Here is a 24,010-nt window from a genome sequence, read left to right as displayed (position 1 = left end):
TTTGTCTGAACCCCGGACCGCATGGCATCAGCGCCGCGGTCCCCCGAGCGGCCGAGGCCGCACGAAGCGCGATCATGAACCGTTATCCGGTCTGGAAGTACACGATCCTGGTGATCGTGCTGCTGGTGGGCGTGCTCTACACCCTGCCCAATTTCTTCGGCGAAGCACCCGCGGTGCAGGTCTCCTCGGCCAAGTCGGCGGTGAAGGTCGATGAGGCCGTGCGCGAGCGTGTGGCCCAGGCGGTCAAGGCCGCCGGCCTGAATGCCGATGCCGTCACGCTCGACGGCAGCTCGGTGCGCGCCCGCTTCGAGAACACCGACGAGCAGCTCAAGGCCCGCGACGCGGTGCAGCGCGCGCTGATCCCCGACGCGAACGACGCGCCCTATGTGGTGGCGCTCAACCTGCTGTCGCGTTCGCCCGCCTGGCTGACCAAGCTCGGCGCGGTGCCGATGTACCTGGGCCTGGACCTGCGCGGCGGCGTGCACTTCATGCTGCAGGTCGACATGAACGCGGCGCTGGACAAGAAGGTCGAGTCCTATGCCGGCGACCTGCGCGGCGCGCTGCGCGACAAGAACATCCGCCACGGCGGCGTCTCGCGCGACGGCCAGGCCGTCGAAGTCCGTGCCCGCGATGCGGCCACCGTAACCGCGGTGAAGAACGTCATCGCCGACCAGTTCCCCGACCTGGTCGTGAGCGACGCCGGCGACGGCGAAAGCGCCCGGGTCGTGGCCCGCATCAAGCCCGAGGCGGTGCGCAAGGTGCAGGACCAGGCGCTCAAGCAGAACATCACCACCCTGCACAACCGGATCAACGAACTGGGCGTTGCCGAGCCGGTGATCCAGCAGCAGGGCGCCGACCGCATCGTGGTGCAGCTGCCCGGCGTGCAGGACACGGCCAAGGCCAAGGACATCCTGGGCCGCACCGCCACGCTGGAAGTGCGCATGGTCGACGAGAGCAGCGAGGCCCGCGCGGCCGAGCGCGGCGCCGGAAGCGTCCCCTTCGGCGACGAGAAATACAGCGACCGCGGCGGCCAGGCCGTGGTGGTGAAGAAGCAGGTCATCCTGACCGGCGAGAACCTCACCGATGCCCAGCCCGGCTTCGAGAACCAGACCCAGCAGCCCACCGTCAACCTGACGCTGGACGCCAAGGGCTCGCGCATCTTCCGCGACATCACCCGCGACAACATCGGCAAGCGCATGGCCATCGTGCTCTTCGAGAAGGGCAAGGGCGAGGTCGTGACCGCCCCGGTGATCCGCTCGGAAATCGGCGGCGGCCGGGTGCAGATCTCCGGCAGCATGAGCACCACCGAAGCCAACGACACCGCGCTGCTGTTGCGCGCCGGCTCGCTGGCGGCGCCCATGGAAATCATCGAGGAACGCACCATCGGCCCGAGCCTGGGCGCCGAGAACATCTCGCGCGGCTTCCACAGCGTGGCCTGGGGCCTGGCGGCGATCGCCGTCTTCATGTGCATCTACTACGCGCTGTTCGGCGTGATCTCCACCATCGCGCTGCTGGTCAACGTGATGCTGCTGGTGGCCATCCTGTCGATGCTGCAGGCCACGCTGACCCTGCCCGGCATCGCCGCCATGGCGCTGGCGCTGGGCGTGGCGATCGACTCGAACGTGCTGATCAACGAACGCATCCGCGAGGAACTGCGCAACGGCGCCTCGCCGCAGGCGGCGATTGCCGCCGGCTACGACCGGGCCTGGGCGACCATCCTGGATTCGAACGTCACCACCCTGATCGCCGGCCTGGCCCTGCTGGCCTTCGGCTCGGGCCCGGTGCGCGGCTTCGCGGTGGTGCACTGCATCGGCATCCTGACCTCGATGTTCTCGGCCGTGTTCTTCTCGCGCGGCCTGGTCAACCTCTGGTATGGCCGCCGCAAGAAGTTGAAGAGCGTGGCCATCGGCACCGTGTGGCGCCCCGGCGCCGATGAAGCGTCCCGCGCGGTCGCGAAGTAAGGAGCTAGAGCCATGGAATTCTTCCGCATCCGACGCGACATCCCCTTCATGCGCCATGCCCTGGTGCTGAACGCGGTCTCGGTGATCACCTTCGTGCTCGCCGTCTTCTTCCTGCTGCACCGCGGCCTGCACCTGTCGGTGGAGTTCACCGGCGGCACGGTGATGGAGGTCAACTACACGCAGTCGCCCGATCTGGAATCGGTGCGCAAGGCGGTGGCCGGCCTGGGCTTCCAGGATGTGCAGGTGCAGAACTTCGGCACCGCGCGCGACGTGATGATCCGCCTGCCGGCGCAGAAGGGCGTCAGCTCGGCCCAGCAGAGCGAACGTGTGATGGCCACCCTGGGCGCCGACAAGGCCGCCGGCGCCACGCTGCGCCGGGTCGAGTTCGTCGGCCCGCAGGTGGGCGAGGAACTGGCCACCGACGGCCTGAAGGCGCTGGCCGTGGTGGTGGCCGGCATCATGATCTACCTGGCCTTCCGCTTCGAATGGAAGTTCGCCGTGGCGACCGTGCTGGCCAACCTGCACGACGTGGTCATCATCCTGGGCTTCTTCGCCTTCTTCCAGTGGGAGTTCTCGCTGGCGGTGCTGGCGGCGGTGCTGGCGGTGCTGGGCTATTCGGTCAACGAGTCGGTGGTCATCTTCGACCGGGTGCGCGAGACCTTCCGGCGCCAGCGCAAGATGGACACCGAGGCGGTGATCAACCACGCCATCACCTCCACCATCAGCCGCACCATCATCACCCACGGCTCCACCCAGATGATGGTGCTGTCGATGTTCTTCTTCGGCGGTGCCACGCTGCACTACTTCTCGCTGGCGCTGACCATCGGGATTCTGTTCGGCATCTACTCGTCCTGCTTCGTGGCAGCGGCGATCGCGATGTGGCTGGGCGTGAAGCGGGAAGACCTGGTCAAGCCGCAGGCCGCCAAGGGCGACGCGAAAGACCCCAACAACGGCGCCCAGGTCTGAGGGCGCTGGCGGGCGGCGGGGGTCAGGCCCCCGTCACGCTGGGATCGCTGTAGATCGAGGAGAGCGGGAAGCGCTGGCCCGCCAGATAGTCTTCCAGGCAACGCAGCAGCAGCGGGCTGCGGTGCCGCTCCGGGCAGGCCCGGATCTCGTCGGCCGTCATCCACACCGCACGCACGATGCCTTCGTCCAGCGGCAGTTCCGGATGGTGGGCACCGACCTCTCCCGAGAACGCGAAACGCAGGTAGGTGATGTCCTCCTGGTCGCGGCTGCGGGTGAAGCGCGAGATATACACACCCACCAGCGCCGTCGGCGTGAACTCGTGGGCCGACTCTTCCATGGCCTCGCGGGCGCAGCCCTGGGCCGGGGTTTCGCCCGGATCGAGATGGCCTGCGGGATTGTTGAGCCTGAGCCCGTCCGAGGTTTCTTCCTCGACCAGCAGGAAGCGGCCCTCCCGTTCCATCACCGCGGCGACGGTGACGTTTGGTTTCCAACGGAGCGGTGCCGGATGCGTCATGCCCCTGATTATCCAGGGGCCTTGTGACGCTAAGCTCGGCCCCTGCCAAAAAGAATCGTCAGTTCATCCGGAGACAGCATGGAAAAAATCTGGCTCGATGCCTATCCGCCCGGCGTGCCTGCCGACATCGACACCTCCGCCTACCGTTCGCTGGCCGAGCTGATCGACCAGGGCTTTCGTGAACACGCCGACAAGGTGGCCTACACCTTCATGGGCGAGCAGGTGCGGTTCGCGGACACCGACCGGGACAGCCGCCGCATCGCCGCCTGGCTGCAGTCGCTCGGCCTTTCCAGGGGCGACCGGGTGGCGCTGATGATGCCCAACATGCCGCAGTACCCGGCCGCCGTGGCCGCGGTGATCCGCGCGGGCTGCGTGGTGGTGAACGTCAATCCGCTCTACACCGCGCGGGAGCTGGAACACCAGCTGCGCGACTCGGGCGCCAAGGCGATCTTCGTGCTGGAGAACTTCGCCCACACGCTGCAGAAGTGCCTGGCCAGGACCGCCATCGAACATATCGTGCTGTGCGCCACCGGCGATCGGCTGGGCTGGCTGAAGGGCACGCTGGTCAATCTGGCGGTGCGGCATCTCAAGAAGATGGTGCCGGCCTTCGAGCTGCCCAAGGCCCTGCGCTTCAACGAGGTGCTGGCGCGGGGCGGGCGCCTGGCCTTCCGCGCGCCGGAACTGGGGCCGGACGACCTCGCGCTGCTGCAGTACACCGGCGGCACCACCGGCGTCGCCAAGGGCGCGATGCTGCTGCACCGCAATGTCACCGCCAATGTGCTGCAGTCCGAGGCCTGGCATGCGCCGGCCACCAGCAAGGTGCCGGGCGGCGAGCAGCACACCTTCGTCTGCGCGCTGCCGCTGTATCACATCTTCGCCTTCACCGTGATCATGATGCTGGCGCTGCGCACCGGCAGCAAATGCATCCTGGTGCCCAATCCGCGCGATCTGAAGGCCACGCTGAAGACGCTGTCGCAGCAGCGTTTCCACGTCTTTCCGGCGGTCGGCACCTTGTTCGCCGGGCTGGCGAACCATGCCGATTTCGGCACGGTCGACTGGAGCGGCCTGCGCCTGACCGTGGCCGGTGGCGCGGCGGTGTCCACCGCGGTCACCGAGCTCTGGGAGCAGAAGACCGGCTCGAAGATCCGCGAAGGCTATGGCCTGTCGGAGACCTCGCCCTCGGCGGCCTGCAATCCCACGGCCGGGGACGGCGTGGTGCGCGGCAGCATCGGCATTCCGCTGCCGTCCACCGAATTCGCGCTGCTCGACGACGACGGCCACGAGGTGGCCATGGGCGAACCCGGCGAGATCGCGATCCGCGGGCCGCAGGTGATGGCCGGCTACTGGCAGCGGCCGGAAGACACGGCCAAGGTGATGACATCCGATGGCTTCATGCGCACCGGCGACATCGCCACGGTGGACGAGCGCGGCTTCTTCCGCATCGTCGACCGCAAGAAGGACATGATCCTGGTGAGCGGCTTCAACGTCTATCCCAACGAGATCGAGAACGTGGTGGCCAGCATGCCCGGCGTGGCCGAATGCGCGGTGGTGGGTGTGCCCGACGACAAGACCGGCGAGGCCGTCAAGCTGGTGGTGGTGCGCCGCGATGCAGGCGTGAGCGAGCAGCAGGTGCGTGCCTATTGCCAGGAGAACCTCACCGGCTACAAGCGCCCGCGGGTGGTGGAATTCCGCGATCAGCTGCCCAAGACGCCGATCGGCAAGGTGCTGCGGCGCGAACTGCGGGACAAGGCCTGATGGCGATGGATGAAGCTGCGACCGGGCTGTTGAGCGCCCTGCCGGAGGAGCAGCACGGCCTGGTCGAACTGCTGGCGGAGCGCCAGCCCGCGGTATCCCACGCCGGCCGCGAATTCGTGCGCGGCCGCCTGGGCGGAAAGCCGGTCGTGCTGGCGCTCTGCGGCATTGGCAAGGTGGCGGCCGCCGCGACCACGGCGATGCTGATCGAGCGCTTCGAAGTGCGGCGCCTGCTCTTCACCGGCGTGGCCGGCGGCCTGGGCACTGCGGTGCGGGTGGGTGATGTGGTGGTCGGCGATGCCTTCATCCAGCACGACATGGACGCCTCGCCGCTGTTCCCCCGGCACGAGATCCCGCTGTACGGCCGGGCCCGGTTCGACGCCGATCCGGCGCTGGTGACCGCGCTGCGCGAGGCCGCGCGCCGCGCCCTGGCCGACGTCGACGGCCTGTGCGATGCGGCCGACCTGGCCCGCTTCGGCCTGCATGCGGTGCAGGTGCACCAGGGCCTGCTGGTGAGCGGCGACCGTTTCGTGAGCGCCCTGGCCGAGGCGGCCGAACTGCGCGCGGCCCTGCCGCAGGCGCTGGCGGTGGACATGGAAAGCGCGGCCGTGGCGCAGGTCTGCCACGACTACCGCGTGCCCTTCGCGGCCGTGCGCACCGTCTCGGACCGCGCCGACGACACGGCGCATGTGGATTTCCCCGCCTTCGTCGAGGTGGTCGCCAGCCGTTACGCGCAGGCCATCGTGGCGGCGCTCTTCGGCTTGCGCTGAGCTACTTCAACCAGCCGCGGCGGCGGAAGTACAGCATGGGGATGACGGCGCTGCCGACCATCAGCGAGATCACATACGGGTAAGCCGCCTTGCCCAGCGCCGCCAGCTCGGGGAACTGCAGGTTCATGCCGTAGATGCTGGCGATCAGCGTCGGCGGCAGCAGGGCCACGCTGGCCACCGAGAAGATCTTGATGATCTTGTTCTGGTTGATGTTGATGAAGCCGACGGTGGCATCCATCAGGAAGTTGATCTTGTCGAAGAGAAAAGCCGTGTGGTTGTCCAGCGATTCGATGTCGCGCAGGATCTGGCGCGCCTCCTCGAACTGCTCGGCGTTGAGCATGCGGCTGCGCATCATGAAACTCACCGCGCGGCGGGTATCCATCACGTTGCGGCGGATGCGGCCGTTCAGGTCTTCCTGGCGGGCGATGGCGCCCAGCACCTCGCCGGCCAGCGAATCGGTCACGTTCTCCGACAGCACCAGGCGGCTGGCCTTCTCGAGCTCGTCGTAGATGTCTTCCAGCGTGTCGGCGGAGTATTCGGCGTCCACGTCGAAGAGCTTGAGCAGCACGTCCTTGGCGTCTTCGATCAGGCCGGGCGCGCGCCGTGCGCGCAGGCGCAGCAGGCGGAAAACCGGCACATCCTCGTCGTGAATCGAGAACAGCACGCCGCGGCTCTTCTTGCCGGTGTCGAGCTGGTTCAGGATGAAGGCCACGCGCACCGAGCGCGGCTCGTCCTCGTCGGCGATCAGGAAGTCGCTGCGGACATGCAGGTCGCCGTTGTCTTCCTCGTAGAAGCGGGCCGATTCCTCGATGTCGTCCTCGGTGGCGTCCTCGGGGATCGAGATCTCATAGTGCTGCTTGATCCAGCGTTTTTCCTCGACGGTGGGTGACTCCAGATCGACCCAGATCGGCGTGAAACGTGCGAGTTCTTCCAGCGACTCGATCTCTTCCTGGAAGAGGCGGCCGTTGGCGAGCGAAAAGATGTTGAGCATGGTGTGCTCCCAAAGCGGGGGATGACATCGAAAACGGGGGGGTGTAAGGCACGCTTTCCACCCCCGATGCGATCCATGGGAGCAGAAAGCTACCGACTCGGGTAGGTTTCCACGGTGCTTTCTCCAGACAGCAGGACGGCGGATTATGGCATTCGTGGCATGTCCTTCCGCCCCACTGAGGCGAGGGGTCTTGCAGCCCTGCTGGCGAAGCGGGAATGCCTTCGCTGCACTTTTTGGTGACGGATCTGTGACAAAAAAATCCCAATGCCTGCGCCAACTTGCGAGCCATTCCGGGTTTTTGCTTGCATTCGTTTGCGGGTGCGGCGGCCGAGTCGCATTGCAATCGGGCCATGCGGGGCGCATAGTGAATTCCAGCGCAGAAGAACCAAGTTCGTATGCCGGTCGGTGCAATGCCGAACGGCTTTTTCAACCGGTGCAACCCCAAGTTGGAGGACCTTCCATGAACCTGACGATCAGCGGCCATCATCTCGATGTCACCCCCGCACTGCGCGGCTATGTCACCACCAAGCTCGGACGCGTCATGCGTCACTATGAAGATGTGGTCGATATCAAGGTCATCCTGACCGTGGACAAGCAGAAGGAAAAGCAGCTGCGGCAAAGAGCCGAATGCAGCATTCACGTCAAGGGAAATGAGATGTTCGCCGAGAGTTGCCATGCCGACCTGTATGCCGCGGTCGATGAGCTGATGGACAAACTCGATCGCCAGGTCGTGCGCCACAAGGACCGGGTGCAGAATCACCACCACGAAGCGCCCAAGCGCATGATGTGAGCAAGTGTTGCTTAAGCGCGCCACGCGGCGCCGCGAAATAGGTGTTGGCCCTGGGGCGGCGCATAATGCCGCTCCACTGCCATGAACCGCCTAGCCGCCATCCTGCCTGTCGAACAGGTCCTTGTGAGCCTCGATGCCACGAGTAAGAAACGGGCTTTCGAAGAAGCCGGTTTGCTGTTCGAAAGCCTTCACGGGCTGAGCCGCGCACTGGTGACCGACAGCCTGTTCGCCCGCGAGCGGCTCGGTTCCACCGGCCTCGGGCACGGCGTGGCGATCCCCCACGGCCGCATCAAGGGCCTCAAGGCGCCGATGGCCGCCGTCTTCCAGCTGGCGCAGCCCATCGGTTTCGATGCGCCCGACGAGCGGGCCGTCGTGCTGCTGATCTTCCTGCTGGTGCCGGAAGCGGCCACGCAGAAGCACCTCGAAATCCTCTCCGAGATCGCCGAATTGCTCAGCGACGCGCCCCTGCGCGAAAAGATCAAGGCCGGCGGCAGTGCGCAGGAACTCCACGCCACCATTGCCCAGTGGCAATCCACCCAGCCTGCCTGAGCGCGCGCAGCTGTCGCCCCGGCTGAAGAAATTCCCTCTTGAAGCCTACTGTCGTCAGCGCGGACGCGCTATTTGAAGAATTCCGCGGCTCCCTGCGCTGGGAGTGGATCGCCGGACTCGGCGCTTCGGAACGGCGCTTCGACGAGATCGTGGTGCGCGCGGCGCGGTCCGGCGCCGACCTGGTCGGCTATCTCAACTACATCCATCCCTACCGGGTGCAGATCCTGGGCGAACGCGAGATCGCCTATCTGGTCAACGCCACGCCCGAGGACTGCGCCCGCCGCATCTCCCGCATCGTGACGCTGGAGCCGCCGGTGCTGGTGCTGGCCGATGCGCAGACCGCGCCGGATGCGCTGGTGTCGATGTGCGAGCGCGCGCAGATTCCGCTGTTCTCCACCTACGAGTCGTCGGCCTTCGTGATCGACGTGCTGCGCGCCTACCTGTCCAAGCATTTCGCCGACCGCACGACCATGCACGGCGTCTTCATGGACATCCTGGGCCTGGGCGTGATGATCACCGGCGAGTCCGGCCTGGGCAAGAGCGAGCTGGGCCTGGAGCTGATCTCGCGCGGCAACGGCCTGGTGGCCGACGATGCGGTCGACCTCTACCGCATCAACCAGGCGTCCATCGAGGGCCGCTGTCCCGAACTGCTGCAGAACCTGCTGGAGGTGCGCGGCATCGGCCTGCTGGACATCCGCGCGATCTTTGGCGAGACGGCGGTGCGCCGCAAGATGCGGCTCAAGCTCATCGTGCACCTGGTGCGCAAGGAGACGATGGAGCGGGAGTACGAACGCCTGCCCTACGAGCCGCTGACCCAGGATGTGCTGGGCGTGCCGGTGCGCAAGGCGGTGATCCAGGTGGTGGCCGGCCGCAACATCGCCGTGCTGGTGGAAGCCGCGGTGCGCAACACCATCCTGCAGCTGCGCGGCATCGACACTTATCAGGAGTTCGTCGAGCGCCACCAGCGCGCGATGGAAAGCGGCGAGCACTGATCGCCCCGGGCCGTCCGGGCCCAATACCTGTATTTACTGGCCGCGGCGTGCGGCGGGCGCCTTGCCGCAGTCGGCGCACAGGCCGTAGAGCGCCATCGAATGGTCCTGCACCTGCCAGCCCTTGGCCTTGGCCACGGCCTGCTGGCGCTGCTCGATCTCGGCGTCGTAGAACTCCTCGACCTTGCCGCAGTTGGTGCAGACGAAATGGTCGTGGTGCGAGCCTTCGTTGAGTTCGTAGACCGCCTTGCCGCTTTCGAAATGGCGGCGGCTGAGGATGGCGGCCTGTTCGAACTGGGTCAGCACGCGGTAGACGGTGGCCAGTCCGATGTCGGAGCGTTCTTCCAGCAGGACGCGGAAGACGTCTTCGGCCGTCATGTGGCGTTGTTTGCCGGTCTGGAAGATCTCGAGGATCTTCAGGCGGGGCAGGGTGGCCTTCAGGCCAGTGCTCTTGAGGTCTTCGATATTGGTGTGCATGAGGCTTTCCCTGGCGGGCCGGGGCGGCTGCGGCCGGAGCTGGCCGGACGGTCGCCGAAAACCCTGCCGCTACAATCATCGGATCATATCGCCTGCGCTATCAACCATGCCCGTTCACATTTTGCGCCGCCTGCCGCTCGTCCTGCTCGCCGCGTCGGCAGCATTGGCGGCCGGCTGCGGCACGGTCGACGGCGCCAGCAACCGCCTGGTCAGTGCGATCACGCCCTACAAGATCGAGATCGTCCAGGGCAACTTCGTCTCCAAGGAGCAGGTCGCCGCGCTCGAAAAGGGCATGACCCGGCTGCAGGTCAAGGAAGTGCTGGGCACGCCGCTGATCACCAACCTGTTCCGTGCCGACCGCTGGGACTACGTCTTCACCATCAAGCGCCCGGGCCTGGAGCCGCAGTCGCACCATCTGAGCGTGTATTTCGAGAACGACCGACTGGCCCGCTTCGAAGGCGACGACATGCCGACCGAGGCCGAGTTCGTCGCCACGCTCGGCAGTGCGCAGCGGGTCGGCAAGGTGCCGCCGCTGGAGGCCACGCCGGCCGAGCTGGCCAAGTTCCCCGGCCGGCCCAAGGCCGATGCCGAACCGGCCCCCAAGGCGATCGGCGCCGATGCCGTGCCGACCGCCTCCTATCCGCCGCTCAACGCGCCCGCCAGCCGCTGAGCGTCCGGGCAGTGGGCGCCCGCCCGGCTGTCTTCACGACTGTTCCCGCAGATTGAATCCGCCATGACCGCGACCTCCTCTTCCCCGGCGCCCGCCGCCCCGCACAAGATCGCCATCGCCGGTGCCTCCGGCCGCATGGGCCGCATGCTGATCGAGGCGATCCGCGCCAACGACGACTGCGTGCTGGCCGGCGCCCTCGACCAGGCCACCAGCCCGGCGATCGCGTCGGATGCCTCGGCCTTCCTCGGCTACGCCAGCGGCGTGGCGATCACCGCCGACCTGCAGGCCGGCATCGCGCCCGCCTCGGTGCTGATCGATTTCACCCGGCCCGAAGGCACGCTGCGGCATCTGGAGATCTGCCGCGCGAACGGCGTCAATGCGGTGATCGGCACCACCGGCTTCACCGCCCAGCAGAAGGCCGAGATCGAGGCCGCGGCGCGCGACATCGCCATCGTCATGGCGCCCAACATGAGTGTGGGTGTCAACGTCACGATGAAGCTGCTGGAGATGGCCGCCAAGGCGCTGTCCACCGGCTACGACATCGAGGTCATCGAGGCCCACCACCGCCACAAGGTGGATGCGCCTTCGGGCACCGCGCTCAAGATGGGCGAGGTGCTGGCCCAGGCCCTGGGCCGTTCGCTGGACGACTGCGCCGTCTACACCCGCGAAGGCGAGACCGGTCCGCGCGACCCGTCCACCATCGGTTTCGCCACCATCCGCGGCGGCGACATCGTCGGCGACCACACCGTGCTGTTCGCCGGCACCGGCGAACGCATCGAGATCACCCACAAGTCTTCCAGCCGCGCCACCTATGCCGAGGGCAGCCTGCGGGCGGTGCGTTTCCTGGCAGGCCGCAAGAGCGGCCTCTACGACATGTTCGACGTGCTCGGCCTGCGCGGCTGAAGGCGGCGGCCACCGCATGCAGGCAGTCGATTTCTTCCTGGCCGGCGATGTGCTCGCCCGCAGCGTCGCGCTGGTGCTGGTGCTGATGTCGGTGGCGAGCTGGGTGCTGATCCTCTGGAAGGCCTGGCTGCTGCGTTCGGCGGCCGGCCATTGCCAGCGCGCCATCGCCGCCTTCTGGCAGTCGGCCACGCTGGTCGAGGCGCGGCAGCGGCTGGCGGCCTTCGATCCGCAGGGCATGGTCACGCCCTTCGTGGCCGCGCTGGAGGACGAAACCCTTCCCGGCCTGGGCGCCCAGGCCGACCGTGCGTCGCGCCGCACCCGCGTCCTGCGCGATGCCCTGCACCGTGCTTCCGGGCAGCTGCAGTTCGGCCAGATCCTGCTGGCCAGCGTGGGCGCCGTCGCGCCCTTCGTCGGGCTGCTGGGCACGGTCTGGGGCATTCACCGCGCGCTGGTCGATATCGCCGGCGCCGGGCAGATCAGCATCGAACGCATCGCCGGGCCGGTCGGCGAGGCGCTGGTGATGACCGCCGCCGGGCTGGCGGTGGCGATCCCGGCAGTGCTCGCCTACAACCTGCTCGGCCGGCGCATCGTGCGCATCGAGGCCGAACTCGAAGGTTTCGCGCAAGACCTGCGCGACTTCTGAAGCCCAAGGCCCCTCCATGGCTTTCGGACGACTCTCCCGCGGCCCCGACGCCGCCCCGCTGAGCGAGATCAACGTCACGCCCCTGGTCGACGTGATGCTGGTGCTGGTGGTGGTCTTCCTGCTGACCGCGCCGCTGCTGGCGACCAGCATCCGCCTCGACCTGCCGCAGGCCGCCGCCGCGCCGGCGCCGGCCGCGAAAGCCGCGCTCCAGCTGGTGGTGGACGCCGCCGGCCAGGCCTTCGTGGAAGACAAGCCGCTCGACGACCAAGCCCTCTCGGCACGCCTGCTGCGCATTGCCGCGGACGATCCCGACACCGAAGTGCAGCTGCGCGCCGACACGGCAGTGCCCTATGGCCGGGTGGTCGCCCTGCTCGGCCTGGCGCAGCAGGCGGGGCTGGCCCACGTGGGTTTCGTCGCCCTGCCGCAGCCGCCAGCCGCCGCGCGACCCTAAAATCGCTCTCTGCCCCCGGGGCGCCCGGCTTTTCGCCGGCGCCCATCCGCCAGCGTCCTTCCTTCTCCCATGCAAGACAAATACTCCCATCAAGAGGTCGAAAGCGCCGCTCAGGCCGACTGGACCGCCCGCGACGCCTACCGGGTCACGGAGGACGCGGCACGCCCCAAGTTCTACGCCTGCTCGATGCTGCCCTACCCCAGCGGCAAGCTGCACATGGGCCATGTGCGCAACTACACGATCAACGACATGCTGGCGCGCCAGCTGCGCATGCGCGGCTACAACGTGCTGATGCCCATGGGCTGGGACGCCTTCGGCCTGCCGGCCGAGAACGCGGCCATGAAGAACAAGGTGCCGCCGGCGCAGTGGACCTACGACAACATCGCCTACATGAAGAAGCAGATGCAGGCGATGGGGCTGGCCATCGACTGGTCGCGCGAGGTCGCCACCTGCTCGCCCGAGTACTACAAATGGAACCAGTGGCTGTTCCTGAAGATGCTGGAAAAAGGCATCGCCTACCGCAAGACCCAGGTGGTGAACTGGGACCCGGTGGACCAGACGGTGCTGGCCAACGAGCAGGTGATCGACGGCAAGGGCTGGCGCACCGGCGCGCCGGTCGAGAAGCGCGAGATCCCCGGCTACTACCTGAAGATCACCGACTACGCCGAAGAGCTGCTCGGCCATGTGCAGACCCAGCTGCCCGGCTGGCCCGAGCGGGTCAAGCTGATGCAGGAGAACTGGATCGGCAAAAGCCAGGGCGTGCGTTTCGCCTTCCCGCACGACATCCGCGATGCCTCCGGCGCGCTGATCGGCGATGGCCGCATGTTCGTCTTCACCACGCGGGCCGACACCATCATGGGTGTCACCTTCTGCGCGGTGGCGCCGGAGCATCCGCTGGCCGCCCATGCCGCCACGCTGGACCCGGCCGTGGCCGCCTTCATCGAGGAATCCAAGGCCGGCGGCACCACCGAGGCCGAGCTCGCCGTGCAGGAGAAGAAGGGCGTGCGCACCGGCCTCTTCGTGAAGCATCCCTTCATCGAGGACCCGATCGAGGTCTGGGTCGGCAACTACGTGCTGATGAGCTACGGCGACGGCGCCGTGATGGGCGTGCCGGCGCACGACGAGCGTGACTTCGCCTTCGCGCTGAAGTACGACATCCCGATCCGCCAGGTGGTGCAGGTCGACGGCGAGCACTACGACTACCACCACTGGCACGAGTGGTACGGCGACAAGCGCAACGGCGTCACCGTCAACTCCGACACCTTCAGCGGCCTGGCCTATGAAGAGGCCGTCGATGCGGTGGCCCATGCGCTGGAAGAACGCGGCCTGGGCGGCAAGAAGACCACCTGGCGCCTGCGCGACTGGGGCGTGAGCCGCCAGCGCTACTGGGGCACGCCCATCCCCATCATCCATTGCGAGGAACACGGCGCGGTGCCGGTGCCCGAGAAAGACCTGCCGGTGATCCTGCCGCAGGACTGCATCCCCGACGGCTCCGGCAATCCGCTCGCGAAGCACGAAGGCTTCCACGCCGGCGTGACCTGCCCGGTCTGCGGCAAGGCCGCGCGCCGCGAGACCGACACCATGGACACCTTCGTGGATTCGTCCTGGTACTTCATGCGCTACTGCGATCCGAAGAACGAGCAGCAGATGGTCGGCGAGGGCGCGGCCTACTGGATGCCGATGGACCAGTACATCGGCGGCATCGAGCACGCCATCCTGCACCTGCTCTACGCCCGCTTCTGGACCAAGGTGATGCGCGACCTGGGCCTGGTCAAGATCGACGAGCCCTTCACCAAGCTGCTCACCCAGGGCATGGTGCTCAACCACATCTACTTCCGCAAGACCGACAAGGGCGGCATCGAGTACTTCTGGCCGCACGAGGTGCAGGACGTGCACGACGCCGCCGGCAAGGTGATCGGCGCCACGCTCAAGTCCGACGGCTCGGCCATCGAGTACGGCGGCGTGGGCACCATGAGCAAGAGCAAGAACAACGGTGTCGATCCGCAGGACCTGATCGAGAAGTACGGCGCCGACACCGCCCGGCTCTACACCATGTTCGCCGCGCCGCCGGAGGCCACGCTCGAATGGAACGACGCGGCGGTCGAGGGCAGCTACCGCTTCCTGCGCCGGGTGTGGAACTTCGGCGTGAAGCTGGCCGGCGTCGATGGCGCGGCGGCCAACGCCAGCATCCAGGGCGTGGCGAAGCTGCAGCAGGTGAGCTTCGGCCCGGCCGCCAAGGCGCTGCGCTTCGAGATGCACAACGTGCTGCGCCAGATCGACTACGACTACCAGCGCATGCAATACAACACCGTGGTCTCCGGTGCGATGAAGATGATCAACGCGCTGGAGTCCTTCAAGGGCGAAGGCGTGCCGGGCGCGGAAGTCGCGGCCATCGAGGGCTTCGGCATCCTGCTGCGGGTGCTGTATCCGGCCACGCCACACATCGCCGACCAGCTGTGGAAACAACTCGGTTATGCCGGCGAGCTGGGCGACCTGCTCGACGCGCCCTGGCCCACGGTCGATGAATCCGCCCTGGTGCAGGACGAGATCGAGCTGATGCTGCAGGTCAACGGCAAGCTGCGCGGATCGCTGCGCGTGCCGGCCGGCGCGGACAAGGCGGCGATCGAGGCCGCGGCCCTTGCCAGCGAGGACTTCGTCAAGTTCGCCGCGGGGGCGACACCCAAGAAGGTGATCGTGGTCCCGGGCCGTCTGGTCAACGTGGTGGTCTGAGGGTTTTGGGCATGACACTCCGCCGTCGCGCCGTCCTGTCCCTGGCCTCGGCCGCCGCGCTGGGCCCGCTCGCCGGCTGCGGTTTCCACCTGCGCCAGGCGCCGACCTTCGCCTTCAAGAAGATCTACCTCAACGGCGCGCCGGCCTCCACGCTGGCCGCCGAGCTGCGCCGCAACCTGCAGGCCGGCACCGGGCTGCAGGTGACCCGCGAGCTGTCGCAGCGCGACAGCAGCGACGTGATCCTGGACATCCTGCAGGACCAGCGCGAACGCATCGTGCTGGGCTACAACACCAACGGCCAGGTGCGTGAATTCCAGCTGCGGGTGCGGGTGCGCTTCTCGCTTCGCACGCCCGATGACCGGGAGATCCTGCCGTCCACCGAACTGCTGCTGCAGCAGGACCAGAGCTACGACGAAAGCCTGGCGCTGGCCAAGGAGCAGGAAGCGCAGCTGATCTACCGCAACCTGCAGTCGGACGTGGTGCAGCAGATCCTGCGCCGCTTGGCTGCGGTCCGCACGATCTGAGCGGCCGATGCAAGTCGCCCCGGCCCAGCTCGCCGCGCAGCTGCAGAAGACCCTGCGGCCGCTCTACACCGTGCACGGTGTAGAGCCGCTGCTGGTGCAGGAAGCCGCCGACGCGATCCGCGCCGCGGCGCGTGCGCAGGGCGCGTCCGAGCGCATGGTGCACACGGTCGCCGGCGCGCATTTCGACTGGAGCGCGGTGGTGGCCGACGGCAGCGCGCTGTCGCTGTTCTCCGAGCGGCGCATCGTCGAGATCCGCATCCCCTCCGGCAAGCCCGGCAAGGAAGGCAGCGCGGCCCTTCAGCAGATCGCGGAGGTGTCGGCCGGCCAGTCCGACACCCTGACGCTGGTGCTGCTGCCCAAGCTCGACAAGGCCACCCGCACCGGCGCCTGGTTCGGCGCGCTGGAACAGCATGGCGCCACCATCCAGGTCGATCCGGTGGAGCGCGGCGCGCTGCCGCAGTGGATCGCCCAGCGCCTGCAGCAGCAGGGCCAGCAGGTGGTGCCCGGCGAGGAAGGCCAGCGCACCCTGCAGTTCTTCGCCGACCGGGTCGAAGGCAATCTGCTGGCCGCGCACCAGGAGATCCAGAAGCTGGCGCTGCTGCATCCGCCCGGGCCGCTGACCTGGGCGCAGGTCGAGACGGCGGTGCTCAACGTGGCGCGCTACGACGTCTTCAAGCTCTCCGAAGCCGTACTCGCCGGGCAGACCGCCCGGGTGCAGCGCATGCTCGACGGACTGCGCGCCGAGGGCGAGGCCGAAGTGCTGGTGCACTACACGCTGGCCGAGGACATCCGTGGCCTCAAGCGCGTGAAGGACGCCATGAACGCCGGCCGCCCGCTGCCGATGGCGCTGCGCGAGCAGCGGGTCTGGGGCGCGCGCGAACGCCTCTTCGAACGGGTGCTGCCGCGCCTGGACGGCCGCCTGCTGGCCACGCTGCTGCAGGACGCCCACAAGGTGGACGGCATCGTCAAGGGCCTGCCCCAGGAAGGCTGGCCCGCCAACGGCTGGCAGGCCCTGATGCGGCTGGCGCTGCGCCTGTGCCGCGCCTGCGCCGGAACACCCACGCCCGGTACGGCCTGAGGCGGCTTTGACGGCGCTGTCACCGGCGCGTGGGAAAATGGCGGCATGAACGCCCTGAACGTCGCCGAATACGTCCACACCCTGGGGCTGCAGGCCCGGGTCGCGTCCGCCCGCATGGCCAGTGCAGACGCCGCCACCAAGAACCGCGCCCTGCGTGCCCTGGCGCGCCTGCTGCGCGAGAACCCGGCGCCGCTGGCCGAGGCCAATGCCCGCGACCTGGCCCGTGCCGAATCGGCCGGCCTGCCGCCGCCCATGGTCGACCGGCTGCGCCTGACCCCCAAGGTCATCGAGACCGTGGCCCAGGGCTGCGACCAGCTCGCCGCCATGCCCGAGCTGATCGGCGACATCGTCGGCCTGCAGCAGCAGCCCAGCGGCATCCGCGTGGGCCGCATGCGGGTGCCGCTGGGGGTGTTCGGCATGATCTTCGAGAGCCGGCCCAACGTCACCATCGAGGCGGCCAGCCTGTCGATCAAGAGCGGCAATGCCTGCATCCTGCGCGGCGGCTCCGAGGCCATCGAATCGAACAAGGCGCTGGCGGAGTTGGTGGGCCGCGCGCTCGCCGAAGCCGGCCTGCCGCCTGAAGCCGTGCAGCTCGTCGCCACCACCGACCGCGAGGCGGTCGGCCAGCTGATCGCCATGCCCGAATACGTGGACGTGATCATTCCTCGCGGCGGCAAGGGCCTGATCGAACGCATCAGCCGCGAGGCCCGGGTGCCGGTCATCAAGCACCTGGACGGCAACTGCCACACCTATGTGGACGACCCCTGCGACATCGCCATGGCCGTCGCCGTGGCCGACAACGCCAAGACGCAGAAGTACAGCCCCTGCAACGCCACCGAAGGCCTGCTGGTGGCGCGCGGCGTGGCGGCCGAGTTCCTGCCGCTGATCGGCCGCATCTACGCCGACAAGGGCGTGGAGATGCGCGGCGACGCCGAGGCGCTGGCCCTCCTGGCCGCCGTGCCGGGCGCGAAAGTGCAGGCCGCCACGGAGGAGGACTGGTCCGAGGAATACCTCGCGCCCGTCATCAGCGTGAAGGTGGTCGAAGGCCTGGACGAGGCGATCGCCCACATCAACCGCTATTCCTCGCACCACACCGACGCCATCCTGACCCGCGACCACATGCATGCCCAGCGCTTTCTGCGTGAAGTGGATTCGGCCAGCGTCATGGTCAATGCCAGCACCCGTTTCGCCGATGGCTTTGAATACGGACTGGGCGCGGAAATCGGCATCAGCACCGACAAGTTCCACGCCCGCGGCCCGGTCGGCCTGGAAGGACTCACCTCGCTCAAATGGGTGGTGCTCGGTCAGGGCGAAATTCGCCAGTGAAGGCCGGCCTCAACCCCCTTGCAGACGCTCGGGTACACCCTATATCCCTCCAGCCCGTGCCGCCTTTGGGCGGCCGGGCCTTTGTTTTTCGCTAGTCAGCCATAGAGGACCGCATGGTTCCGCATCTCATCACGGCACTGAACGGTCCGATCAACGAACTCGAGCAGCGCATCCTCGACTCCACCCCGGCCATCGAACGCTGGTTCCGCCTGGAGTGGATGGAACACACGCCGCCGTTCTACAGCTCGGTGGATGTGCGTAATGCCGGCTTCAAGCTCGCGCCGGTCGACACCAACCTGTTTCCCGGCGGCTGGAACCGCCTGAGCCCGCAGATGCAGCCGCTGGCGGTGCAGGCGGCGATGGCGGCGATCGAGAAGATCTGCCCCGAGGCGCGCAACCTGCTGCTGATCCCGGAGAACCACGGCGATCCCGACTACCTGGAGAACGTGGCGCAGCTCTCGCGCATCTTCCATGCGGCCGGCCTGAACGTGCGCGTCGGCTCGGTCGATCCGGAGATCAAGGACGTGACCATGCTCACCCTGGCCAGCGGCGAGCAATTGCGCCTGGAGCCGGTGGTGCGCAACGGCGGGCGGCTGGCCACGCGGCATTTCGATCCCTGCACCATCCTGCTCAACAACGATCTCTCGCAGGGCGCCCCCGGCATCCTGGAAGAGCTGCATGAACAGTACCTGCTGCCGCCGCTGCACGCCGGCTGGTCGGTGCGGCGCAAGAGCCGGCATTTCCAGAGCTACGAGGAAGTCTCCAAGCGCTTCGGCAAGATGCTGGGCATCGATCCCTGGCTGGTCAATCCGCTGTTCGAGAATGCCGGCGAGGTCGACTTCGCCAGCGGCCGCGGCATGGAAGCGCTGGCGCAGAGCGTCAACACCCTGCTGACCCGGGTGCGCCGCAAGTACAAGGAATACGGCATCAACGAAAAGGCCTTCGCCGTCGTCAAGACCGACAACGGCACCGGCGGCATCGGCGTGATGACGGTGCACGACGCACGCGACCTGGAGTCGCTCAGCGAACGCGCCCGCCAGAAGATGAGCAGCGGCAAGGACGGCCAGACGGTGCACGACATCATCGTGCAGGAGGGCGTGCCCACTTACGAGCACGTGGGCAAGGCCAATGCCGAGCCGGTGGTCTACATGATGGACCGCTACGTGGTCGGCGGCTTCTACCGGGTGCACGGCGAGCGTGGCGCCGACGAGAACCTCAGCGGCCCCGGCGCCAGCGCCGTGCCGCTGGACTACGACGACAGCGCCCGGCTCACCGCGCCGGGGGCCAAGGGCTCGGCCGAAGCGCCGAACCGCTTCTACATGTATGGCGTCATCGGCCGCCTGGCCATGCTGTCCGCGAGCTACGAACTCGAAGCCACCAACCCCGAGGCCGAGGCATACGACTGAGGCCTGCGGCGGTTGTCCCGCCGCAACGCCGCGGGCCCCGCCAGGGCCCGGTCATGGTGCGCGATGCTTGTCTGTCATGCGTTGCGGCGCACAATAGCGACCCCATGACAACGGCGATGGCGCCGCCGCGAGCCCTGTGTCCTCCAACAACAAAACCTCGCTTCCCGCCCTGACCCTCGGCGCCATCGGTGTCGTCTACGGCGATATCGGCACCAGCGTGCTGTACGCCGTCAAGGAGGTCTTCCACACCGGCCATGTGCCCTTCCTGCCGGAGAACGTGTATGGCGTCTTGTCCATGTTCTTCTGGACACTCGTCATCGTCGTCGCACTGAAGTACGTGGTGCTGGTGCTGCGGGCCGACAACAACGGCGAGGGCGGCCTGGTCGCCATGCTGGCCCTGGCCTCGCAGGCGGTGAAGGACAAACCCCAGCTGCGCAAGGTGCTGCTGCTGGTGGGCATCTTCGGCACCTCGCTGTTCTATGGCGACGGCGTCATCACGCCAGCCATCTCGGTGCTGTCGTCGGTAGAAGGCCTGGAGGTGGTGTCGCCCGCCTTCCGCAGCTACGTGATCCCGCTGACGCTGGTGGTGCTGTTCTGCCTCTTCGCCGTGCAGAAGCGCGGCACGGCCGGCATCGGCAAGTTCTTCGGGCCGATCACCCTGGTGTGGTTCGTGACGATCGCGGTGCTGGGCGTGATGCACATCAGCGGCCATCCGGAGATCCTCAAGGCGCTCAACCCGTACTACGCGCTGCGCTTCATCTACATGCACCCGCTGGTGACCTTCATCATCCTGGGCGCGATGGTGCTGTGCGTGACCGGTGCCGAAGCGCTCTATGCCGACCTGGGCCACTTCGGCAAGAAGCCGATACGCCTGGCCTGGTTCCTCATCGTCATGCCCGCGCTGACGCTCAACTATTTCGGCCAGGGCGCGCTGCTGCTGGCCGAGCCCGGCGCGGTGCAGAACCCCTTCTTCATGATGGCGCCGGCCTGGGCGCTGCTGCCGCTGGTGCTGCTGGCCACCATGGCCACCGTCATCGCCTCGCAGGCGCTGATCTCGGGCGCCTTCAGCATCACCAAGCAGGTGGTGCAGCTGGGCTACCTGCCGCGCCTGAACCTGCAGCACACCAATGTGCGCGAGGCCGGCCAGATCTACATCCCCTTCGTGAACTGGGGCCTGTTCGTGGCCATCGTGCTGGCGGTGGTGATGTTCCGCTCATCGAGCAACCTGGCCGGCGCTTACGGCATCGCAGTGACGCTGGACATGCTCATCACCACGGTGCTCACCTTCTTCGTGATCCGCTACCGCTGGCACTATCCGCTGGCCCTGTGCATCGCCGCGACCGGCGCCTTCTTCGTGGTGGACCTGGCCTTCTTCACGTCGAACCTGCTCAAGCTGGTCGACGGCGGCTGGTTCCCGCTGATGATCGGCGGCGGCATCTTCACGCTGATGATCACCTGGAAGGACGGCCGCGCCCTGGTCAACGAGAAGCTGCGCAGCGATGCGATCGACCTGCCGAGCTTTCTGGAGGCCGTCTTCACCAGCCCGCCCACCCGCGTGGAAGGCACGGCCGTCTTTCTCACCGGCGAGCCGGGCAGCGTGCCCAACGCGCTGTTGCACAACCTCAAGCACAACAAGGTGCTGCACGAGCAGAACCTGTTCGTCACCGTGCGTTCGCACGAGGTGCCCTGGCTGGGCATGGACCGCCGGCTGGAAGTCGAGCCCCTGGGCCGCAACTGCTGGCAGGTCGTCATCCACTACGGTTTCAAGAACGACCCGGACATCCCCAAGGAATTGTCCAACCTGCGCGGCCGTGGCTGCGGGCTCGATCCAATGACCACCAGCTACTTCCTCTCGCGCGACACGGTGATCCCCACCATCGGCAGCGGCATGGCCGACTGGCGCGAAAAACTCTTCGCCCAGATGCACCGCAATGCCGGCGCGGCGGCGGACTTCCTCAACCTGCCGAGCAATTCGGTGGTGGAGATGGGCTCGAAGATCGAGATATGAGCGCGTCCGTGTCTCTCTTCCATAGCCGCCGGCCCTGATGCGGCTGATCCGGGATTTCAGCCTGTCGGCGTTCACGGCGGGTGTGGTGGCGGTGCTGGTCGGCTTCACCAGTTCGGCCGCCATCGTCTTCCAGGCGGCGCGGGCGCTGGGCGGCGACGAAGCCGTCGTGTCTTCGTGGATCTGGGCCATCGGCATCGGCGTCGGCCTGTGCTCGATGCTGCCCTCGCTCTGGTGGCGCAAGCCGGTGATGGTGGCCTGGAGCACGCCGGGCGCCGCCGTCCTGGTGATGGGCGCGAGCGGCCATTCCCTGGCGCAGGCCGTGGGCGCATTCCTGGCCGCGGCCGCGCTGATCCTGCTGGTCGGCGTGACCGGCTGGTTCGAGAAGATGATGGACCGCATCCCGCCCGGTATCGCCGCCGCCCTGCTGGCGGGCGTGCTGGCGCGTTTCGGCATGCAGGCGTTTTCCGCGGCCGAGCATGCGCCGCTGCTGGTGGTCTGCATGGTCGCGGCCTATCTGGTGGCGCGGCGTTTCTGGCCGAGATACGCGGTGCTGGCCAGCCTGGTCACCGGCGTGGTGTGCGCAGCTCTTCAGGGCCAACTGGCCGGCGCATCCGTGCCCTTGACGTTCGCGCGGCCGGTGTTCGTCGCGCCGGAGTTCAGCTGGTCGGCCTGCATCGGGCTCGGCCTGCCGCTCTTCATCGTGACCATGGCCTCGCAGAACCTGCCCGGCGTGGCGGCGATCCGGGCGGCGGGCTATCGCTTGCCCGTCTCGCGCCTGGTGAGCATGACGGGCGTGGCCACCTTGCTGCTGGCACCCTTTGGCGCCTACGCCCTGAACCTGAGTGCGATCACCGCCGCCATCTGCATGGGGCCGGAAGCGCATCCGGATCCGGAGCGGCGCTACCCCGCCGCCGTCACCAGCGGAGCGCTCTATATCGTGCTGGGACTGTTGGGCGCCACGGTCGTCGCCTTGCTGACCGCGTTTCCGCCGGCGCTGATCGCCTGCATCGCCGGTCTGGCGCTGCTGGGCACCATCGGCAACGGGCTGGCGGCGGCAGTGGAAGACGCCACCTACCGGGAAGCCGCGGTCATCACCTTCCTTGTGACCCTGAGCGGCGTGGTGCTGTTCGGCATCGGTTCGGCCTTCTGGGGCGTGGTTGCCGGCACGATTGCGCTATTCGTACAAAAATACCGATCCCGCGCGCCGGCCCGCCTCTGAATGGCGTCGGCGCCTTGGCCGCATTCACCAGGCATCCGATGCACATTCTTTTCGTCGCCGACCCCCTCGAGTCCTTCAAGATCTACAAGGACACCACCTTCTCCATGATGCGCGAGCTGCAGCGGCGTGGCCACACGCTCGCCGCCTGCGAACTGCAGGACCTGGTGTGGCAGCGCGGCGGCAAGGTCAGCGCGGCCGTGCGCAATCTCCGCCTCACCGGAGATGCGAAAGACTGGTTCGAAGTCGTCACCGCCGAAGGCCTGCAGCCGCTCAACAGCTTCGACGCGGTGCTGATGCGCAAGGATCCGCCCTTCGATTCGGAGTTCTTCTACGCCACGCACCTGCTGGAGCAGGCCGAGCGCGAAGGCGCGCGGGTCTTCAACAAGCCGCGCGCCCTGCGTGACCACCCGGAGAAGCTGGCCATCCTCGAATTCCCGGAATTCATCGGCCCCACCATCGTCACCCGCAGCGACGCGGCGATCCGCGCCTTCCATGCGGAGCACCGCGACATCATCCTCAAGCCCCTCGACGGCATGGGTGGCATGGGCATCTTCCGCGTGCGTGAAGACGGCATGAACCTGGGCTCCATCATCGAGACCTTGAACCTGGGCGGCGCCAATACCGTCATGGTGCAGAAATTCCTGCCGGCCATCGCCGAAGGCGACAAACGCATCCTCCTGATTGGCGGCGTGCCCGCTCCTTATTGCCTGGCGCGGATTCCCCAGGGCGGCGAGGTGCGCGGAAACCTGGCGGCCGGCGGCAAGGGCGTGGCCCGTGAACTGACGGCGCGCGACTGGGAGATCGCCCGTGCCATCGCGCCCGTGCTCCATCAGCGTGGTTTGTTGCTCGTCGGCCTGGACGTCATCGGCGAGAACGTCACCGAAATCAATGTGACCAGCCCCACCTGCTTCCAGGAGATCCATGACCAGACGGGATTCGATGTTCCCGCCATGTTTGTCGATGCGCTGGAAGCAGCGATGAAAAGCTGAATTTCCTGTGCTATAGTCGCTGGCTCAGCACAACACAGTGCGCTGCATCTGCAGCAAGTTGGTTGCGCTGAATGGGTCGAAAAGTTTTTTACGGTTGTTTGACGAAAGTCGAAAAAGCAGTATAGAATTCGAGGCTCAGCAGAAAACGGCGAGCTGGAAGAAATTCAGCGAGTTGTTCGAAGCAAGTGAAAAAAAGTTTGACGCGAACTTCAAAAACGGTGTAGAATTTAAGGCTCAGCTGATCGCAGCTAGCAAGTAAAACAGGGTGGCAAACGCTGCCGGGTTTTGCAGGAAATCTTTAAAA

General features: G+C 67.2%; 22 protein-coding genes. 19 read left to right on the top strand and 3 right to left on the bottom strand.

Features of this window, described 5'->3' with window-relative positions:
• The first annotated feature begins 74 nt into the window (after positions 1-74).
• Positions 75-1,961, top strand: a complete 1,887-nt coding sequence (gene secD, locus GT347_RS12310) for a protein translocase subunit SecD (RefSeq protein ID WP_160552222.1) — start codon at positions 75-77, stop codon at positions 1,959-1,961.
• Positions 1,962-1,973: 12 nt separating this feature from the next.
• A complete protein-coding gene (gene secF / locus GT347_RS12305; RefSeq protein ID WP_160552221.1) occupies positions 1,974-2,927 on the top strand; it encodes a protein translocase subunit SecF in 954 nt (317 codons plus the stop codon).
• Positions 2,928-2,949: 22 nt separating this feature from the next.
• On the opposite strand, the gene GT347_RS12300 is transcribed toward secF, so the two are convergent.
• Complete coding sequence (locus GT347_RS12300; protein WP_160552220.1) at positions 2,950-3,441, bottom strand: NUDIX hydrolase; 492 nt, start codon at positions 3,439-3,441, stop codon at positions 2,950-2,952.
• 78 nt (positions 3,442-3,519) lie between these two features.
• Here GT347_RS12300 and GT347_RS12295 point away from each other — a divergent pair, with 78 nt between their 5' ends.
• Both GT347_RS12295 and GT347_RS12290 read left to right on the top strand, forming a co-directional pair.
• The gene (locus tag GT347_RS12295; protein WP_160552219.1) at positions 3,520-5,196 is read left to right on the top strand and encodes an AMP-binding protein; all 1,677 of its coding nucleotides are present in this window, start codon (positions 3,520-3,522) and stop codon (positions 5,194-5,196) included.
• Positions 5,197-5,201: 5 nt separating this feature from the next.
• On the top strand, positions 5,202-5,963 hold the full coding sequence (locus GT347_RS12290) for a 5'-methylthioadenosine/adenosylhomocysteine nucleosidase (protein ID WP_160552218.1): 762 nt from the start codon (positions 5,202-5,204) through the stop codon (positions 5,961-5,963).
• 1 nt (position 5,964) lies between these two features.
• Here GT347_RS12290 and GT347_RS12285 read toward each other — a convergent pair whose 3' ends face one another.
• Positions 5,965-6,954, bottom strand: a complete 990-nt coding sequence (locus tag GT347_RS12285; RefSeq protein ID WP_160552217.1) for a magnesium and cobalt transport protein CorA — start codon at positions 6,952-6,954, stop codon at positions 5,965-5,967.
• A gap of 460 nt (positions 6,955-7,414) precedes the next feature.
• On the opposite strand from GT347_RS12285, the gene hpf reads away from it, so the two are divergent.
• The 3 genes from hpf (at position 7,415) to hprK (ending at position 9,285) form a co-directional block, all read left to right on the top strand.
• Positions 7,415-7,744 carry a ribosome hibernation-promoting factor, HPF/YfiA family gene (hpf, locus tag GT347_RS12280; RefSeq protein ID WP_160552216.1) on the top strand — a complete coding sequence of 110 codons (330 nt, stop codon included), beginning with the start codon at positions 7,415-7,417 and terminating at the stop codon, positions 7,742-7,744.
• A gap of 81 nt (positions 7,745-7,825) precedes the next feature.
• A complete protein-coding gene (locus tag GT347_RS12275; protein WP_160552215.1) occupies positions 7,826-8,293 on the top strand; it encodes a PTS sugar transporter subunit IIA in 468 nt (155 codons plus the stop codon).
• A gap of 38 nt (positions 8,294-8,331) precedes the next feature.
• Complete coding sequence (hprK, locus tag GT347_RS12270) at positions 8,332-9,285, top strand: HPr(Ser) kinase/phosphatase (protein ID WP_160552214.1); 954 nt, start codon at positions 8,332-8,334, stop codon at positions 9,283-9,285.
• 33 nt (positions 9,286-9,318) lie between these two features.
• Here hprK and fur read toward each other — a convergent pair whose 3' ends face one another.
• Positions 9,319-9,759, bottom strand: coding sequence for a ferric iron uptake transcriptional regulator (gene fur, locus GT347_RS12265; RefSeq protein WP_160552213.1), 441 nt, complete (start codon positions 9,757-9,759; stop codon positions 9,319-9,321).
• A 106-nt stretch (positions 9,760-9,865) separates the two neighbouring features.
• Here fur and GT347_RS12260 point away from each other — a divergent pair, with 106 nt between their 5' ends.
• From GT347_RS12260 to gshB, 12 genes are all read left to right on the top strand, one after another.
• On the top strand, positions 9,866-10,429 hold the full coding sequence (locus GT347_RS12260) for an outer membrane protein assembly factor BamE (protein ID WP_160552212.1): 564 nt from the start codon (positions 9,866-9,868) through the stop codon (positions 10,427-10,429).
• A 63-nt stretch (positions 10,430-10,492) separates the two neighbouring features.
• Complete coding sequence (gene dapB, locus GT347_RS12255) at positions 10,493-11,332, top strand: 4-hydroxy-tetrahydrodipicolinate reductase (RefSeq protein WP_160552211.1); 840 nt, start codon at positions 10,493-10,495, stop codon at positions 11,330-11,332.
• A gap of 16 nt (positions 11,333-11,348) precedes the next feature.
• Positions 11,349-11,975, top strand: a complete 627-nt coding sequence (locus GT347_RS12250; protein WP_160552210.1) for a MotA/TolQ/ExbB proton channel family protein — start codon at positions 11,349-11,351, stop codon at positions 11,973-11,975.
• A 16-nt stretch (positions 11,976-11,991) separates the two neighbouring features.
• Positions 11,992-12,426 (top strand): ExbD/TolR family protein, encoded by a 435-nt coding sequence (locus GT347_RS12245; RefSeq protein ID WP_160552209.1) that lies wholly within the window; start codon positions 11,992-11,994, stop codon positions 12,424-12,426.
• Between the two features lie 69 nt (positions 12,427-12,495).
• On the top strand, positions 12,496-15,156 hold the full coding sequence (gene leuS, locus GT347_RS12240) for a leucine--tRNA ligase (protein ID WP_160552208.1): 2,661 nt from the start codon (positions 12,496-12,498) through the stop codon (positions 15,154-15,156).
• A gap of 11 nt (positions 15,157-15,167) precedes the next feature.
• Positions 15,168-15,680, top strand: coding sequence for an LPS-assembly lipoprotein LptE (locus GT347_RS12235; protein WP_160552207.1), 513 nt, complete (start codon positions 15,168-15,170; stop codon positions 15,678-15,680).
• A 7-nt stretch (positions 15,681-15,687) separates the two neighbouring features.
• Complete coding sequence (gene holA / locus GT347_RS12230; protein ID WP_160552206.1) at positions 15,688-16,758, top strand: DNA polymerase III subunit delta; 1,071 nt, start codon at positions 15,688-15,690, stop codon at positions 16,756-16,758.
• Positions 16,759-16,803: 45 nt separating this feature from the next.
• Positions 16,804-18,084 carry a glutamate-5-semialdehyde dehydrogenase gene (locus GT347_RS12225; RefSeq protein WP_160552205.1) on the top strand — a complete coding sequence of 427 codons (1,281 nt, stop codon included), beginning with the start codon at positions 16,804-16,806 and terminating at the stop codon, positions 18,082-18,084.
• Between the two features lie 113 nt (positions 18,085-18,197).
• The gene (gene gshA / locus GT347_RS12220) at positions 18,198-19,490 is read left to right on the top strand and encodes a glutamate--cysteine ligase (RefSeq protein ID WP_160552204.1); all 1,293 of its coding nucleotides are present in this window, start codon (positions 18,198-18,200) and stop codon (positions 19,488-19,490) included.
• A 136-nt stretch (positions 19,491-19,626) separates the two neighbouring features.
• Entirely contained in the window at positions 19,627-21,498 is a 1,872-nt protein-coding gene (locus GT347_RS12215; RefSeq protein ID WP_160552203.1) for a potassium transporter Kup, read from the top strand.
• A 37-nt stretch (positions 21,499-21,535) separates the two neighbouring features.
• Entirely contained in the window at positions 21,536-22,717 is a 1,182-nt protein-coding gene (locus GT347_RS12210; RefSeq protein WP_160552202.1) for a benzoate/H(+) symporter BenE family transporter, read from the top strand.
• 38 nt (positions 22,718-22,755) lie between these two features.
• On the top strand, positions 22,756-23,706 hold the full coding sequence (gene gshB, locus GT347_RS12205) for a glutathione synthase (protein ID WP_160552201.1): 951 nt from the start codon (positions 22,756-22,758) through the stop codon (positions 23,704-23,706).
• Positions 23,707-24,010 lie beyond the last annotated feature (304 nt).

The sequence above is a fragment of the Xylophilus rhododendri genome (assembly GCF_009906855.1).
Taxonomy (GTDB): Bacteria; Pseudomonadota; Gammaproteobacteria; order Burkholderiales; family Burkholderiaceae_C; genus Xylophilus; species Xylophilus rhododendri.
Note: the sequence above shows the minus strand (reverse complement) of the source record. Positions and strands in the feature narration are given on the sequence as shown.

Bases quoted from the DNA above. Each gene is read 5' to 3' on its own strand.
- fur (WP_160552213.1), bottom strand. From the start codon at position 9,759: ATGCACACCAATATCGAAGACCTCAAGAGCACTGGCCTGAAGGCCACC.
- GT347_RS12245 (WP_160552209.1), top strand. From the start codon at position 11,992: ATGGCTTTCGGACGACTCTCCCGCGGCCCCGACGCCGCCCCGCTGAGC.
- GT347_RS12250 (WP_160552210.1), top strand. From the start codon at position 11,349: ATGCAGGCAGTCGATTTCTTCCTGGCCGGCGATGTGCTCGCCCGCAGC.
- GT347_RS12210 (WP_160552202.1), top strand. From the start codon at position 21,536: ATGCGGCTGATCCGGGATTTCAGCCTGTCGGCGTTCACGGCGGGTGTG.
- leuS (WP_160552208.1), top strand. From the start codon at position 12,496: ATGCAAGACAAATACTCCCATCAAGAGGTCGAAAGCGCCGCTCAGGCC.
- secD (WP_160552222.1), top strand. From the start codon at position 75: ATGAACCGTTATCCGGTCTGGAAGTACACGATCCTGGTGATCGTGCTG.
- GT347_RS12295 (WP_160552219.1), top strand. From the start codon at position 3,520: ATGGAAAAAATCTGGCTCGATGCCTATCCGCCCGGCGTGCCTGCCGAC.
- GT347_RS12225 (WP_160552205.1), top strand. From the start codon at position 16,804: ATGAACGCCCTGAACGTCGCCGAATACGTCCACACCCTGGGGCTGCAG.
- dapB (WP_160552211.1), top strand. From the start codon at position 10,493: ATGACCGCGACCTCCTCTTCCCCGGCGCCCGCCGCCCCGCACAAGATC.
- holA (WP_160552206.1), top strand. From the start codon at position 15,688: ATGCAAGTCGCCCCGGCCCAGCTCGCCGCGCAGCTGCAGAAGACCCTG.
- GT347_RS12275 (WP_160552215.1), top strand. From the start codon at position 7,826: ATGAACCGCCTAGCCGCCATCCTGCCTGTCGAACAGGTCCTTGTGAGC.
- gshA (WP_160552204.1), top strand. From the start codon at position 18,198: ATGGTTCCGCATCTCATCACGGCACTGAACGGTCCGATCAACGAACTC.
- GT347_RS12290 (WP_160552218.1), top strand. From the start codon at position 5,202: ATGGATGAAGCTGCGACCGGGCTGTTGAGCGCCCTGCCGGAGGAGCAG.
- GT347_RS12285 (WP_160552217.1), bottom strand. From the start codon at position 6,954: ATGCTCAACATCTTTTCGCTCGCCAACGGCCGCCTCTTCCAGGAAGAG.
- GT347_RS12260 (WP_160552212.1), top strand. From the start codon at position 9,866: ATGCCCGTTCACATTTTGCGCCGCCTGCCGCTCGTCCTGCTCGCCGCG.
- secF (WP_160552221.1), top strand. From the start codon at position 1,974: ATGGAATTCTTCCGCATCCGACGCGACATCCCCTTCATGCGCCATGCC.
- hpf (WP_160552216.1), top strand. From the start codon at position 7,415: ATGAACCTGACGATCAGCGGCCATCATCTCGATGTCACCCCCGCACTG.
- gshB (WP_160552201.1), top strand. From the start codon at position 22,756: ATGCACATTCTTTTCGTCGCCGACCCCCTCGAGTCCTTCAAGATCTAC.
- GT347_RS12300 (WP_160552220.1), bottom strand. From the start codon at position 3,441: ATGACGCATCCGGCACCGCTCCGTTGGAAACCAAACGTCACCGTCGCC.
- GT347_RS12235 (WP_160552207.1), top strand. From the start codon at position 15,168: ATGACACTCCGCCGTCGCGCCGTCCTGTCCCTGGCCTCGGCCGCCGCG.